The organism is Mycobacterium sp. TKK-01-0059 (assembly GCF_000709305.1).
In the GTDB taxonomy this organism is placed as follows: domain Bacteria; phylum Actinomycetota; class Actinomycetes; order Mycobacteriales; family Mycobacteriaceae; genus Mycobacterium; species Mycobacterium intracellulare.
The window spans coordinates 627,546-642,224 of the sequence record NZ_KL446993.1 but is presented as its reverse complement, the minus strand read 5'-3'; the positions used below and the strand labels follow the sequence as shown (position 1 = coordinate 642,224).

The 14,679-nt window shown below is 71.4% G+C and carries 13 protein-coding genes; 8 read left to right on the top strand and 5 right to left on the bottom strand.

What is annotated here, in order from left to right; translation table 11 throughout:
- The first annotated feature begins 57 nt into the window (after nt 1-57).
- The gene (locus tag K883_RS03270; protein ID WP_036389938.1) at nt 58-324 is read left to right on the top strand and encodes a DUF3107 domain-containing protein; all 267 of its coding nucleotides are present in this window, start codon (nt 58-60) and stop codon (nt 322-324) included.
- Here K883_RS03270 and K883_RS03265 read toward each other — a convergent pair.
- Nucleotides 321-1,007: a TetR/AcrR family transcriptional regulator gene (locus K883_RS03265; protein ID WP_008259670.1), complete on the bottom strand. Its 687-nt coding sequence runs from the start codon at nt 1,005-1,007 to the stop codon at nt 321-323. The genes K883_RS03270 and K883_RS03265 overlap by 4 nt on opposite strands.
- A gap of 198 nt (nt 1,008-1,205) precedes the next feature.
- On the opposite strand from K883_RS03265, the gene K883_RS03260 reads away from it, so the two are divergent.
- From K883_RS03260 to K883_RS03250, 3 genes are all read left to right on the top strand, one after another.
- The gene (locus tag K883_RS03260) at nt 1,206-2,243 is read left to right on the top strand and encodes a DUF3152 domain-containing protein (protein ID WP_014712236.1); all 1,038 of its coding nucleotides are present in this window, start codon (nt 1,206-1,208) and stop codon (nt 2,241-2,243) included.
- A gap of 81 nt (nt 2,244-2,324) precedes the next feature.
- Nucleotides 2,325-3,512: an adenylyltransferase/sulfurtransferase MoeZ gene (moeZ, locus tag K883_RS03255; RefSeq protein WP_008259668.1), complete on the top strand. Its 1,188-nt coding sequence runs from the start codon at nt 2,325-2,327 to the stop codon at nt 3,510-3,512.
- A 35-nt stretch (nt 3,513-3,547) separates the two neighbouring features.
- On the top strand, nt 3,548-4,402 hold the full coding sequence (locus tag K883_RS03250) for a TIGR02569 family protein (RefSeq protein WP_008259667.1): 855 nt from the start codon (nt 3,548-3,550) through the stop codon (nt 4,400-4,402).
- Between the two features lie 6 nt (nt 4,403-4,408).
- On the opposite strand, the gene K883_RS03245 is transcribed toward K883_RS03250, so the two are convergent.
- Genes K883_RS03245 through K883_RS03235 form a run of 3 tightly spaced genes read right to left on the bottom strand, consistent with a single transcriptional unit; the run spans nt 4,409 to nt 5,754 of the window.
- The gene (locus tag K883_RS03245) at nt 4,409-4,720 is read right to left on the bottom strand and encodes an MGMT family protein (protein ID WP_008259666.1); all 312 of its coding nucleotides are present in this window, start codon (nt 4,718-4,720) and stop codon (nt 4,409-4,411) included.
- Between the two features lie 2 nt (nt 4,721-4,722).
- On the bottom strand, nt 4,723-5,508 hold the full coding sequence (locus K883_RS03240) for an alpha/beta fold hydrolase (RefSeq protein ID WP_008259657.1): 786 nt from the start codon (nt 5,506-5,508) through the stop codon (nt 4,723-4,725).
- A gap of 45 nt (nt 5,509-5,553) precedes the next feature.
- Nucleotides 5,554-5,754, bottom strand: a complete 201-nt coding sequence (locus K883_RS03235; protein WP_008259656.1) for a hypothetical protein — start codon at nt 5,752-5,754, stop codon at nt 5,554-5,556.
- A gap of 123 nt (nt 5,755-5,877) precedes the next feature.
- Between K883_RS03235 and K883_RS03230 the strand changes: the two genes are divergently transcribed.
- The 4 genes from K883_RS03230 to nudC are packed head-to-tail and all read left to right on the top strand — an operon-like array spanning nt 5,878 to nt 14,398.
- Nucleotides 5,878-9,003, top strand: coding sequence for an ATP-dependent helicase (locus K883_RS03230; protein WP_008259655.1), 3,126 nt, complete (start codon nt 5,878-5,880; stop codon nt 9,001-9,003).
- A complete protein-coding gene (locus K883_RS03225) occupies nt 9,000-12,347 on the top strand; it encodes an ATP-dependent helicase (protein WP_020823348.1) in 3,348 nt (1,115 codons plus the stop codon). The genes K883_RS03230 and K883_RS03225 overlap by 4 nt, the downstream gene beginning before the upstream one ends.
- A 48-nt stretch (nt 12,348-12,395) precedes the next feature.
- Complete coding sequence (locus tag K883_RS03220) at nt 12,396-13,466, top strand: potassium channel family protein (protein WP_008259653.1); 1,071 nt, start codon at nt 12,396-12,398, stop codon at nt 13,464-13,466.
- Complete coding sequence (gene nudC / locus K883_RS03215) at nt 13,466-14,398, top strand: NAD(+) diphosphatase (protein WP_008259652.1); 933 nt, start codon at nt 13,466-13,468, stop codon at nt 14,396-14,398. Before K883_RS03220 ends, nudC begins: the two co-directional genes overlap by 1 nt.
- Nucleotides 14,399-14,409: 11 nt before the next feature.
- Here nudC and mrx1 read toward each other — a convergent pair whose 3' ends face one another.
- Entirely contained in the window at nt 14,410-14,664 is a 255-nt protein-coding gene (mrx1, locus tag K883_RS03210; RefSeq protein ID WP_008259646.1) for a mycoredoxin Mrx1, read from the bottom strand.
- Nucleotides 14,665-14,679: the final 15 nt, after the last annotated feature.

Here is a 14,679-nt window from a genome sequence, read left to right as displayed (position 1 = left end):
CGGGGCTGGGACTTCGCCGCCCGCGCACGACTTCAAACGCCTACGGAAGGGGTGACCGTGGAGGTCAAGATCGGGATCACGGATAGTCCGCGCGAGTTGGTCCTCGCCAGCGACCAGACACCCGCCGAAGTCGAAGACCTGGTCAGCGCCGCGCTCGGCGAGGGGTCGGGGCTGCTGCGACTGAGCGACGAGCGGGGCCGTCGCTTCCTGATCCACACCAGCAAGATCGCCTACGTCGAGATCGGCGTCGCCGACGCGCGGCGGGTCGGCTTCGGGATCGGTGCCGAAATCGAAGCCGGCAAACATGCCGGCAAGGGACGCTAGGAGCGGGTCAGCGGCACGTGTGACAGTCCGCCCCAGGCGAACTGGACGGTGCCCTCGACGGCGTCCGCCTTCGAAATCGGGCGATCGGAGTCGAGCCAGTACCTGGCGCAGTCGACGCTGATGCCGACCAGCCCGACGGCGATCATCCGCGCGCGGTGCGGGTCCAGCCCGGAATCCTCGCTGATCAACGCGAACACCGCGTCGATGCAGGATTCGGTGGCCACACGCACCTGGGCGGCCACCTCGGGCTCGGTGACGTAGTCGTTTTCGAAGATCAGCCGGTAGCCCTGGCTGTCGTGCTCGATGAAATCGAAGAACGCCTGCACCGCGGCGTGCAACCGCCGGCGGTTGTCCTTGGTGGTGCTCAACGCCTGCTGGACGCCGGAGACCAGGTTTTCCACGTGCCGCGCCAGCACGGCAAGGTACAGCTCGAGCTTGCTCGTAAAGTGTTGGTACAGAACGGGTTTGCTGACCCCGGCGCGATCGGCGATCTCGTCCATGCCGGCCGCGTGGTAGCCGCGGTCGACGAAGACGTCGCTGGCGACGATGAGCAACTGGCCGCGGCGCTCATCGCGGGGCAGCCGGTTGCCCCGCCGGTTGGGGGCCGCGGCGCCGTCCGCCGGCCGGCCGCGGTCAGCCGATCTGACGGCACGCCGTGCCGGCATCTTGGCGAGTTCGCTCATCGAGTCCTCATCTGATTGTCGACGGCCGGCCGTCGGTCCACCGGGGCCAGCCGCTCGCAGCTCGTTGAAAAGACCTTACTACCCGCGGGGTTGGAGCTCCCGCCGTCGGCGTCGTCGTACCTGGCAGAAGCGGTGTCGGGCGGCGGATTCGGGCGCGCCAAGGTCGGCGTGGGTGGTCCGCTGTGTAATCCTGGGAAAATGACGTCGCAGCGACCCCCGCGCAGCAGCGGTCGCGTGCCGGTGCTGCGCGACGAGTGGCGCGAGCCGCTGCGGGCGCTGCGTGACCCCCTGGCCGCCCCGGAAGCGGGGCGGGCGCGGGCCGACCGTGAGCGGCAGCGGCAGTGGCGCAAACAAACGTGGCTCGGGCGGTTCGTCTCCACCTACGGCTGGCGCGCGTACGCGCTGCCGGTCCTGGCGGTGCTGACGGCCGTGGTCATGTACCAGACGGTGACCGGCGCCGGCGCGTCGAAGCCCACGAACAGCCAGCCCATCGAGAGTCCCCCCGCGATCGGCGCGGTGGGCACCACGATCATCGACGCGCCGCCGCGTGGGCTCGCCGCGTTCGACGCCAACCTGCCGGCCGGGACGTTGCCCGACGGAGGCCCCTTCACCGAAGCCGGTGACAAGACGTGGCACGCGGTGCCGGGCGCGACGCCCCAGTTCGGCCAGGGCACCGCCAAGGTGTTCCGGTACACCGTCGAGGTGGAGAACGGCATCGACCCGACGATGTTCGGCGACGACGAAGCGTTCGCGCAGATGGTCGACCAGACGCTGGCCAATCCGAAGGGCTGGACGCACAACCCGCAGTTCGCTTTCATCCGGATCGACGGCGCCAGTGGGGCAAAGCCCGACTTTCGGATCTCGCTGGTGTCGCCGGTGACGGTGCGGGAGGGGTGCGGCTACGAATTCCGGCTGGAGACGTCCTGCTACAACCCGGTTTTCGGCGCCAACCGCGAGGCGCGGGTCTTCATCAACGAGGCGCGCTGGGTGCGCGGCGCCGTGCCGTTCGAAGGGGACATCGGTTCGTACCGGCAATACGTGATCAACCACGAGGTCGGCCACGCCATCGGATACCTGCACCACGAGGCCTGCGAACAGCAGGGCGCCCTGGCGCCGGTGATGATGCAGCAGACGTTCTCCACGTCCAACAACGACGCCGCGCAGTTCGACCCCGACACCGTCAAGGCCGACGGGAAGACCTGCCGCTTCAACCCCTGGCCGTACCCGATCGCCTAGCGGCCGACTGCCTTCGTTGCCGTCCTCCCGGCGGGCTGCTGTGATGGATTCATAAGCAGAACCGCGAAGCTGACCGAGGAGATGTTGTCCGTGTCGTCGTTGCCACCGCTGGTGGCACCCGCAGACCACCTGACCGGCGACGAGGTGGCCCGCTACAGCCGTCACTTGATCATTCCCGGCCTGGGGGTCGACGGGCAGAAGCGACTCAAGAACGCCCGGGTGCTGGTGATCGGCGCCGGTGGCCTGGGGGCGCCGACCTTGCTGTACCTGGCCGCGGCCGGCGTGGGCACGATCGGCATCGTCGAATTCGACGTCGTCGAGGAATCGAACCTGCACCGCCAGATCATTCACGGCGTGGCCGACGTCGGGCGTCCCAAGGCCGTCTCGGCGCGGGAGTCGATGCTCGCGATCAACCCGCTGGTGGACGTGCGCCTGCACGAGGTGCGCCTGGACTCCACCAACGCCGTCAAGTTGTTCGGTTGCTACGACCTGATCGTGGACGGCACCGACAACTTCGCGACCCGGTACCTGATCAACGACGCGGCGGTGCTGGCGAAAAAGCCGTACGTGTGGGGGTCGATCTACCAATTCGAGGGCCAGATCTCGGTGTGCTGGGAGGACGCGCCGGACGGACGCGGCCTCAACTACCGCGACCTCTACCCGGAGCCGCCGCCGCCCGGCACCGTTCCGTCGTGCGCCGAAGGCGGCGTGCTGGGCATCGTCTGCGCGTCCATCGCCTCGGTGATGAGCACCGAAGTGATCAAACTCATCACCGGCATCGGCGATTCGTTGCTGGGCCGGTTGATGATCTACGACGCGCTGCAGATGACCTACCGCACGATCGCGATTCGCCGGGACCCGTCCGACGCGTCGAGGCCCAAGATCACCGAGCTCGTCGACTATGAGCAGCTGTGCGGCGCGGCCGCCGACACCCCGGTCGGCGACGCGACGGCCATCACCCCGCGGGAGCTGCGCGAGCTGCTGGATTCCGGCAAGGAGCTGGCCCTGATCGACGTCCGCGAGCCCGTGGAGTTCGACATCGTGCACATCGATGGCGCGCAGCTGGTCCCGCAGTCGTCGATCAACTCGGGTGAGGGTCTGGCAAAGCTGCCGCGGGACCGCATGCCGGTGCTGTATTGCAAAACGGGCGTGCGCTCGGCGCAGGCGCTGGCGGTGCTGAAGCAGGCGGGGTTCGCCGATGCGGTGCACCTGGAGGGCGGAATTGTGGCCTGGGCGCAGCAGATGCAACCCGACATGATCCTGTACTGAGCTTCGCCGCTGTTGGACTCGTTTAGAGTACCGGTGTGACAGTCGAGCCACCGCCGGACCATGTGCTGTCGGCGTTCGGTTTGGCCGGCGTCAAACCCGTCTATCTGGGCGCCAGCTGGGAGGGCGGCTGGCGGTGCGGCGAGGTCGTCCTGTCGCTGGTGGCCGACAACGCCCGCGCGGCGTGGTCCGCCCGGGTCCGCGAGACGTTGTTCGTCGACGGCGTCCGGCTGGCCCGCCCGGTCCGGTCCACCGACGGGCGCTACGTCGTTTCCGGGTGGCGGGCGGACACCTTCGTCGCGGGGACGCCGGAGCCTCGCCACGACGAGGTCGTCTCGGCGGCGGTCCGCCTGCACGAGGCGACGGGCAAACTGGAACGCCCCCGCTTTTTGACCCAGGGCCCCGCGGCGCCCTGGGGGGACGTCGACATTTTCATCGCCGCCGACCGCGCGGCGTGGGAGGAACGGCCCCTGGCCTCGGTGCCGCCCGGCGCGCGGGTGGCCCCGGCCACCGCGGACGCCGAGCGCTCGGTGGAGTTGCTCAACCAGCTCGCCACGTTGCGCAAGCCGACCAAGAGTCCCAACCAGCTGGTCCACGGGGACCTTTACGGCACAGTGCTTTTCGTGGGCACCGCGGCGCCGGGCATCACCGACATCACCCCGTACTGGCGGCCCGCGTCGTGGGCGGCGGGCGTGGCCGTCATCGACGCGTTGTCCTGGGGCGAGGCCGACGACGGACTCATCGAGCGCTGGAACGCCCTACCGGAATGGCCGCAGATGTTGTTGCGGGCGTTGATGTTTCGCCTGGCGGTCCATGCGCTGCACCCGCGGTCCACCGCCGAGGCGTTCCCCGGTCTGGCCCGCACCGCGGCGCTGGTCCGGTTGGTCCTGTAGTCGAAACTACAAAACCCCGCCCGGGAACTCGTAGCGGACCTCGCCCAGCGCGATCCTGCCGTCGCGGGCCAGCACGCCCTCGGCGCGCAGCAGCTCCAGCTGCCGGGTGGTCAGGTGGCGCGCCGGGCGCCCGGAGGCGGTGATGACGCGGTGCCACGGCAGGTCCGAGGAATCGGTCCGCATGATCCAGCCGACGATCCGCGGGCTGGAAAGCCCTGCGACCGAGGCGATGTCGCCGTAGGTGGCCACCCTGCCGGACGGGATGGCGGCGACCAGCGCCCGCACCCGCTCGACCTGATCGTCGGTCACCGGCGCCACGGTCAGCGGGCTTCCAGTAGCTCGCGGGCCAGCGCGGCGACGTCGTCGGGCTTGGCGTAGGGCACCATGTGGTTGCAGTCGAAATCCAGCAGCCGGAAACGCGATCCCAGCCGCTGCGCAAGGCCCGCGATGAGTTCGTCGGTGACATACGGCGGCGATGTTCGCTTGGCGCGCACCAGGATCGTCGGCGTTTGCGCCGGCGGCAGCACGGCGTCGCGGGCGAGCTCGCTCCAATACGCCATCATCGCCGGCAGGCTGATGCGCCAGCCGTAGCGGCCATTGGGTAGGGCGATCAGATGCTCGTCGAGCTCGGCATCGAGCAGCGCGGGCTCGACATCCGACCACGAGCCGTGCACCTTTTCCAGGCGTGCTTCCTCGGCGTCGGGATAGTCGGGCGAGGACAACATGGCCTCGGCGATTTCGCGCATCCACGCGCCGTCCAACCCGATCGCCGGATCGAGCAGCAGCAGCCCCGAAACCCGGTTCGGCCGCGCCGCGGCCAGGTGCATGGCAAGCCCTGCGCCGAACGAGTGGCCGACGACCACCACCGGCGTGCCGGCCTGCGCGTCGAGCAGCGCGGCCAGCGCCGAGACGTTGGCGTCGATGGTCCACGGCGCCGCCCACGAGGACCGGCCGTGGCCGAGCAGATCCGGTGCGGCCAGGCCGATCTCGGGCAGCAGGCCGGACAGGTGTTGCCAACGCTGCCCGTGCCCGGTCAGCCCGTGCAGCGCGAGGATCCGCGCCGGACCGGACGGACCGTAGCGGTGGACGTACAACTTCGCGGTCACCCGTCGATGGTGCCAGCCGCCGTCACCGGGCGTCGCGGGCGGTCCTCAGCGATCGTCGTCCCGATCGTCGTCCGCGGACACGACGTAGGCCTGCTCGATCACGTCGGCTTCGTTGGCCTCGCGGTCCCGGGCGCTCACGTAATCGGTGTCCAGGCCGGCGTCGTCGTCGGAATCGGCGGGCCGCAGTTGCTCCACCGCGTCGCCCTCGGGCGCCTCGTCGGTGGGAAAGCCGTGCTCGTCCGTCATGGTCGTCAACCCCTCCTTTTGCAGCCTTGAGACCATTCTTCGCGCTGCTGCGACTTCCAGGGTAAGAGCTCGCGTCGGCGCTGGCCGGGTCCACTTGTCACACCCTGGTGATTGCATGCAGCCATGGCACACACCTGGGAGGCCGACGCGAGCGCTGTGCTGGCGCCCGGTGCGCGCGGGATCGTTCGCGTGCTCGGCGGGCCCGGGACCGGAAAGAGCAGCCTGCTGATCGACGCCGCGGTCGCCCGGATCGACGCCGGGATCGACCCGGAATCGGTTCTGCTGCTGACCGGTTCGGGCCGGCTCGGGATGGCCGAGCGCAGCGCGTTGACGACGGCGTTGCTGCGCTCCCGACCGGGCCGGGTCGCCGTCAGCGAACCGCTGGTGCGGACCGTGCACGGGTATGCCTACGCGGTCTTGCGGCGCGCCGCCGAACGGGCCGGCGATGCGCCCCCGCGGCTGGTCACCAGCGCCGAGCAGGACGCCATCATCCGGGAGCTGCTGGCCGGAGACCTCGACGACGGCGCCCGCGCGACGTCCGCGTGGCCGGCGCAACTGCGGCCGGCGCTGAGCACCGCGGGGTTCGCCACCGAACTGCGAAACCTGTTGGCCCGCTGCGCCGAACGCGGTATCGACCCAGGGGAACTGGAGCGGCTTGGCCGTCGTTGCCGCCGGCCGGAATGGATCGCCGCGGGGCAATTCGCGCGCCAGTACGAGCAGGTGATGTTGCTGCGCGCGGCGGTCGGCACGGCCGCGCCGGAGGCGACGACACCCGCGCTGGGCGCCGCCGAATTGGTGGGCGCGGCGCTGGAGGCGTTCGCCGTCGACCCCGAGCTGCTGGCGGCCGAACGCGGCCGGATCCGGGTCCTGCTGGTCGACGACGCCCAACAGCTCGACCCTCAGGCGGCCCGCCTGGTGCGGGTGCTCGCGGCGGGCGCCGAGCTGGCGCTGATCGCCGGGGACCCCAATCAGGCGGTGTTCGGCTTCCGGGGCGGCGAACCGGCCGGGCTGCTCGACGGCGACGGCCCGGCGGTGACGTTGACGACGTCGCATCGCTGCGCGCCCGCCGTGGCCCGCGCCGTCAGCGGCATCGCCGCCCGGTTGCCCGGCGGCGGCGCCGGCCGCCGGATCGACGGCGCCGGGGCGGGGGAGGGATCGGTCACGGTGCGCCTCGCCGCCTCGGCGCACGCCGAGGCGGCGGCGATCGCCGACGCGCTGCGCCGGGCGCACCTGTTCGACGGCGTGCCCTGGTCGCAGATGGCGGTCATCGTCCGGTCGGTACCGCGGGCCGGCGCGCGGTTGCCGCGCGCGCTCGCCGCCGCCGGGGTGCCGGTGGCCGCGGCCGCCGCCACCGGGCCGCTGGCCGAGGAGCCGGCGGTGCGCGCGCTGCTGACCGTGCTGCTGGCCGCCGCCGACGGGCTGGACGGGCAGCAGGCGCTGGCGTTGCTGACCGGCCCCATCGGCCGCGTCGACCCGGTTTCGCTGCGGCAACTGCGCCGAACCCTGCAGCGCGCCAACCCCGATCGCCCGCCGGGCGACTTCGCCGAGCTGTTGGTCGAGACGCTGTCGGGCGCCGTGCCGCCGGGTCCACAGTTCCGTTCGTTGCGCAAGGTCCGCGCGGTGCTGGATGCGGCCGCGCGGTGCCACGAAGCCGGCGAGGACCCGCGCTACACCCTGTGGGCCGCCTGGCACCGGTCCGGGCTGCAGCGCCGCTGGCTGTCGGTCTGCGAGCGCGGCGGCCCCGCCGCGGCCCAGGCCACCCGGGATCTCGAGTCGGTCACCGCGTTGTTCGACATCACCGACGACTACGTGTCGCGCACTTCCGGCGCGTCGTTGCGCGGCCTGGTCGAGCACGTCGCCGCGCTGCACCTGCCGAACGCCAACCCCGAGCCGGCCGCCACGGCGGGGCAGGTCAGGGTGCTCAGCGCGCACGCCGCGCTGGGACACGAATGGGATTTCGTGGTCATCGCCGGATTGCAGGATGGTTTGTGGCCCAACACCGTTCCGCGGGGCGGTGTGCTGGGCACCCAGCGGCTGCTCGACGAGCTGGACGGGGTCACCGCGGACGCCTCGATGCGCGCACCCCTGGTGGCCGAGGAGCGCCGGTTGCTGGTGGCGGCGATGGGCCGTGCCCGCCGGCGGCTGTTGGTGACGGCGGTCGACAGCGACACCGGTGGGGCGGACCACGCGGCCGCGCTGCCGTCGCCGTTCTTCTTCGACATCGCGCAATGGGCCGACGAAGACGTGGAAACGACTGCGCTGCAACCTATTTCGGCGCCCCGGGTGCTGTCGGCGGCTGCGCTGGTGGGACGGCTGCGGGGCGTGGTCTGCGCTCCCGACGGGGCGGTGGACGAGCTCGCCCGGGACTGCGCGGCAACGCAATTGGCCCGCCTGGCCAAAGCCGGGGTGCCCGGCGCCGACCCGGCCGGCTGGCACGGCCTGACCCCGGTCAGCACCGGCGAGCCGCTGCGGGGTGGCGGCGACGTCGTGACGCTGACCCCGTCGACCCTGCAGACACTGACCGACTGCCCGCTGCGCTGGCTCGCCGAACGCCACGGCGGGACCAATCCGCGCGACCTGCGCTCCACCATCGGTTCGGTGGTGCACGCGCTGATCGCCGAACCGCATCGAAGCGAATCCGAACTGTTGGCTGAGCTGGAGCGCGCCTGGCAGCACCTACCCTTTGCGGCGCAATGGCATTCGGACAACGAGCTGGCCCGTCACCGCGCGATGCTCGAGGCGTTCGTCGAGTGGCGAAGCCAGAGCCGCGGCGCGCTCACCGAGGTCGGCGTCGAGGTCGAGATCGACGGAACCCTTGAAACCGGTGACGGGGAACAGGTTCGGCTGCGCGGCCGCGTCGACCGGCTGGAGCGCGACGCCGCCGGACGGCTGGTGATCGTCGACGTCAAGACCGGCAAGTCCCCGGTCAGCAAGGACGACGCCCAACAACACGCCCAACTGGCGATGTATCAGCTGGCGGTGTCCGAAGGCCTGGTGGCCGCCGGGGGCGACACCGTGGAACCCGGTGGGGCGCGGCTGGTTTACGTCGGCAAGGCCGGGGCGGCCGGGGCCGTCGAACGCGAACAGGACCCGCTGACCGCGGACGCCGGCGACGAATGGCGACAGGTCATCCGGCGTGCCGCCGCCGCGACGGCCGGCCCGCAGTTCGTGGCGCGGCGCAACGACGGTTGCACGCACTGCCCCATCCGGCCGTGCTGCCCGGCGCACACCGACGGAGCGGCCCGATGAACGCCCGCTACAACCCGAGCGAATTGGCTTGCGCGCTCGGCCTTTTCCCGCCGACCGAGGAGCAGTCTGCGGTCATCGCCGCGCCGCCGGGCCCGCTGGTCGTCATCGCGGGGGCCGGAGCCGGTAAGACCGAGACCATGGCCGCACGGGTGGTGTGGCTGATCGCCAACGGCTACGCCGAACCCGCCCAGGTGCTGGGACTGACGTTCACCCGCAAGGCCGCCGGCCAGCTGCTGCGCCGCGTCCGGTCCCGGCTGGCCCGGTTGGCCGGCGTCGGCCTGGGCCCGGTCGGCGATGCCGCCGCCGAGCCCGAGGGCGCCCCGGTGATCAGCACGTACCACGCGTTCGCGGGTTCGTTGCTGCGCGACTACGGGCTGCTGCTGCCCGTCGAGCCCGACACCCGGTTGCTCAGCGAAACCGAGCTGTGGCAGCTGGCTTTCGACGTGGTCAACGGGTACCGCGGCGAGCTGCACACCGACAAGACCCCGGCCGCCGTCACCTCGATGGTGTTGCGCCTGTGGGGACAGTTGGCCGAACACCTCGTCGACACCGGACAGCTGCGCGATACCCACGTCGAGGTAGAGCGGCTCGTCCATGGCCTGCCCGCGGGGCCCTATCAGCGGGAGCGCGGTCCCAGCCAATGGTTACTGCGCCTGCTGGGCACCCAGACCGAGCGCGCGGAGTTGGTGCCGCTGCTGGACGCGCTCGACGAGCGCATGCGCGCCGAGAAGGTGATGGATTTCGGCATGCAGATGGCCTCGGCTGCGCGGTTGGCCGCGGGCTTCCCCCAGGTCGGTGCGGACCTGCGCGCCCGTTACCGGGTGGTGCTGCTCGACGAGTATCAGGACACCGGCCACGCCCAGCGCATCGCGCTGTCGGCCCTGTTCGGCGGCGGGGTCGACGACGGGCTGGCGCTGACGGCCGTGGGCGACCCCATCCAGTCCATCTACGGCTGGCGCGGGGCCTCGGCGACCAACCTGCCCCGGTTCACCACCGACTTTCCCCGCTCCGACGGCACACCCGCGCCCGTCCTGGAATTACGGACCAGTTGGCGCAATCCGCCGCGGACCCTGCGGGTCGCCAACGCCGTGTCGGCCGAGGCGCGGCGGCGGTCGGTGGCCGTGCACGCGCTGCGCCCTCGCCCGGACGCCCCGCCCGGCACGGTCCGCTGCGCCCTGCTGCCCGACGTGGTGGCCGAGCGCGAGTGGATCGCCGATCACCTCGACGCCCACTACCGGCGGGCCCGGGCGGAGGGTGTCAGCCCCCCGACGGCCGCGGTGCTGGTGCGCCGCAACGCCGACGCCGCGCCCATCGCCGACGCGCTGCGGGCGCGCGGCATCCCCGTCGAGGTGGTCGGGCTGGCCGGGCTGCTGTCGGTGCCCGAGGTCGCCGAGGTGGTGGCCATGCTGCGGCTGGTCGCCGACCCGACGGCCGGCGCGGCGGCGATGCGGGTGCTCACCGGCGCGCGCTGGCGCCTCGGCGCCCGCGACATCGCCGCACTGTGGCAGCGTGCGCGCGCGCTCGGCGGGACCGCCGCGGACCCCGCGCCGCCCTCGCCCGAGGCGATTGCGCGCGCCGCCGACCCCTCGCACGTCGACGCCGATACCGTCTGCCTGGCCGACGCGATCGCCGACCCGGGTCCGGCCGGCGCGTATTCGGCGGCGGGGTATCAGCGCATCACCGCCTTGGGCGCCGAGCTGAGCGCCCTGCGCGCCCACCTCGGGCATCCCCTCGCCGACCTGGTGGCCGAGGTGCGCCGCGCGCTGGGCGTCGACTGCGAGGTCCGGGCCGCGGCGGGGGTGGCGGCGGGTTGGGCCGGCACCGAGCACCTGGACGCGTTCGCCGACGTCGTCGCCGGTTACGCCGAGCGCGCCGACGGCGCGGCCACGCGGCTGGACGCGTCCGCAACCGCCTCGGTGGCTGGGCTGCTGGGGTTTCTGGATGCCGCCGAGGCGGTCGAGAACGGTTTGGCGCCGGCACCTTTGGCCGTCGCGCGCGACCGCGTCCAGGTGCTCACCGTGCATTCGGCGAAGGGACTCGAATGGCAGGTGGTGGCGGTCGCGCACCTCTCGGGTGGGACGTTCCCGTCGACCGCGTCCAGGAGCACCTGGCTCACCGACGCCGCGGAGCTGCCCCCGCTGCTTCGCGGCGACCGCGCCGCCGCCGGGGCGCTGGGCATCCCGGTGCTCGACACCTCGGACGTCACCAACCGAAAACAACTGTCGGACAAGATCTCCGAGCATCGCCGCCAGCTCGATCAGCGGCGCGTGGACGAGGAGCGCCGATTGTTGTACGTCGCGATCACCCGGGCCGAGGACACCCTGCTGGTGTCCGGGCACCACTGGGGCGCCAGCGGGGTCAAGCCGCGCGGCCCGTCGGATTTCCTGGTGGAGATCAAGGACGTCATCGACCGTGCGGCCGTGGCGGGCGACCCCTGCGGCACCGTGGAGCACTGGGCGCCGTCGCCCGCCGACGGCGAGCGAAACGCGCTTCGCGACAACGTTATCGAAGCGGTGTGGCCGGCCGACCCGCTGGCCGTGCGGCGCGACGAGGTCGAGCGCGGTGCGGCGCTGGTGAGGCGGGCGCTCGCCGCCGGGCCCGGTCGGCCGTGCGCCGATGTCGACGGCTGGGCGGGTGACGTCGACGCATTGCTGGCCGAACGGGCGCGGTTGATCGAGCCACCGGTCCGGGCACTGCCCGGCCAGCTGTCGGTCAGCTCCCTGGTCGGCCTGGCGCGCGACCCGACGGGCGCCGCGCAGCGGTTGAGGCATCGGCTACCGTCGCGGCCGGATCCGCATGCGTTGCTGGGCAATGCGTTTCACTCCTGGGTGCAGAAGTTCTACGGCGCCGAATGCCTGTTCGATCTCGGCGATCTGCCGGGTGCGGCGGACTCCGACGTCGGCGGCAGCGCCGAATTGGCCGCGCTGCAGGCCGCATTCACCGAATCTCCGTGGGCCGCAAGGACTCCCGTCGCCGTCGAGGTGCCGTTCGAGATGCCGATCGGTGAGACCCTGGTCCGCGGGCGCATCGACGCGGTGTTCGCCGATCCCGACGGCGGCGCGACCGTCGTGGACTGGAAAACGGGCGAACCGCCGCACGGCGCGGAGGCGCTGCGCCAGGCCGCCGTCCAGCTCGCGGTGTACCGGATGGCCTGGGCGGCGCTGGCCGGGGTCGCGGAATCGTCGGTGCGCACCGCCTTCTACTACGTGCGCGCCGGCACCACCGTGGTCCCCGACGAACTGCCGAGCGCCGCCGAGCTGGCCGGGTTGCTGACCGATCCGGACGGTACGCGGTGTGACCCGCGCCGCCCGAGTATTGGGGAGGCGGTGCCCGTGGTTACATAAGACGCGTGCGTGTCTCGTGCGCGGAAATCAAACCGATGACGGGCCGCCGTGGGCAACGGTAGGTCCCGAAAGCTGAGCGGTCTGGACGAAACGCTGACCGCCCAGCGCGGTCACCAGCTGATCGGCGTGGTGCGCATCCCCGAAGAGCACGCCAGCCCCATTCGGGTCATCACCCGCCGCCTGGCCATCGCCCTGGTGGTGCTGTTCGGCGCGGCCGTCATCGTCTATCTGGACCGCGACGGGTTCCGCGATGTGCGCAACGAGCCGCTGACATTTCTGGACTGCCTGTATTTCTCGGCGGTTTCGCTGTCGACCACCGGCTACGGCGACATCACGCCGTACACCGAAACCGCGCGCCTAGTGCACACCCTGATCTTCACCGCGCTGCGGATCGCGTTCCTGGCCGTGCTGGTCGGCACCACGCTCGAAGTGCTTTCCGAGCGGTCTCGCCAAGGGTGGAAGATTCAGCGTTGGAGGAGCAGAGTGCGCAACCACACCATCGTGATCGGCTATGGCACCAAGGGGAAAACGGCGGTGGCCGCGATCCTCGGCGACGAAACCATCCAGGCGGAGGTGGTCGTCGTCGACACCGATCGCAGCACGCTCGAACACGCCGAGAGCGCGGGTCTGGTCACCGTCCACGGTGACGCCACCAAGGCCGATGTGTTGCGGCTGGCCGGGGCCCAGCACGCCGCGTCCATCATCGTCGCCACCAGCCGCGACGACACCGCGGTGCTGGCGACGCTGACCGCGCGCGAGATCGCGCCCAACGCCAAGATCGTCGCCTCGATCCGGGAGGCCGAAAACCAGCACCTGCTGCAGCAGTCGGGGGCGGACTCGGTCGTGGTCTCGTCGGCGACCGCCGGTCGCCTCCTCGGGCTTGCCACCACGACGCCCAGCGTCGTGGAGATGATCGAGGACCTCCTGACGCCCGACGCCGGGCTCGCCATCGCCGAGCGTGAGGTCGAGCAGAGCGAAGTGGGCGGTTCACCGCGGCATTTGCGCGACATCGTGCTCGGCGTGGTGCGCGACGGGCACCTGTGGCGCATCGACGCCCCGGAGGTGGACGCCGTCGAGGCCAACGACCGCCTGCTCTACATCCGAAGCGTGGGGCATTGATGGCGATCGCGGACTTTCAACTGCGCAGCGTCCCGTTGCTGTCGCGCGTCGGAGCCGACCGAGCCGATCAGCTGCGCACCGACGTCGAGGCGGCCACCGCGGGCTGGGCCGAGGCGGCGCTGCTGCGGGTGGACTCGCGCAATCAGGTGCTGGTTTCCGACGGCCGGGTGGTGCTGGGTGCCGCCGCCGAACTCGGCGACAAGCCGCCGTCGGAGGCGGTGTTTCTGGGGCGCCTCGAGGGTGGCCGCCACGTGTGGGCGATCCGCGGCGCGCTGCAGGCACCGGAGGACCCCGACGCGCGCACCGAGGTGGTGAACTTGCGCAGCCTCGGCCCGATCTTCGACGACACCAGCGGCCAACTGATGTCATCGGCCGTCGCACTGCTGAATTGGCATGAGAAGTCTCGATTCAGCTCGGTGGACGGTTCACCCACACGTCCGGCCCGGGCGGGTTGGTCACGCGTGAACCCGGTCACCGGGCACGAGGAGTTCCCTCGCATCGACCCGGCGGTGATTTGTCTGGTGCACGACGGCGGCGACCGCGCGGTGCTGGCGCGCCAGGCGGTGTGGCCGGAGCGGATGTTCTCGCTGTTGGCCGGATTCGTCGAGGCCGGTGAGTCTTTCGAGGGGTGTGTGGCTCGGGAGATCCGTGAGGAGATCGGGCTGACCGTGCGCGACGTGCGCTATTTGGGCAGTCAGCCGTGGCCGTTCCCGCGCTCGCTGATGGTCGGCTTCCACGCCGTCGGCGACCCGGCGCAGGACTTTTCGTTCAATGACGGCGAGATCGCCGAGGCGGCGTGGTTCACGCGCGACGAGGTGCGCGAGGCGCTGGCGGCCGGGGACTGGTCGAGTTCCTCGGAGTCGAAACTCCTGCTGCCCGGGTCGATTTCGATCGCGCGGGTGATCATCGAATCCTGGGCCGCGATCGACTGACTGGGCCTGGCTCAGCTACCGGTCTCGGCCAGCTTCGCCTTCACCTGGGCCGCGCTCGGGTTGGTCAGGGTCGACCCGTCGGCGAACTTCACCGTCGGGACCGTCCTGTTGCCGCCGTTGACCGAGCTGACGAAGTCAGCGGCCGCCGCGTCGTGCTCGATGTCGACCGCCTCATACGGGATTCCGTTGGATTTGAGCACCGTCATGAGCCGGTGGCAGTAGCCGCACCAGGATGTCGTGTAGACGGTGAGCGGGGCAGTGGTCATAGCCCGATAACGTAG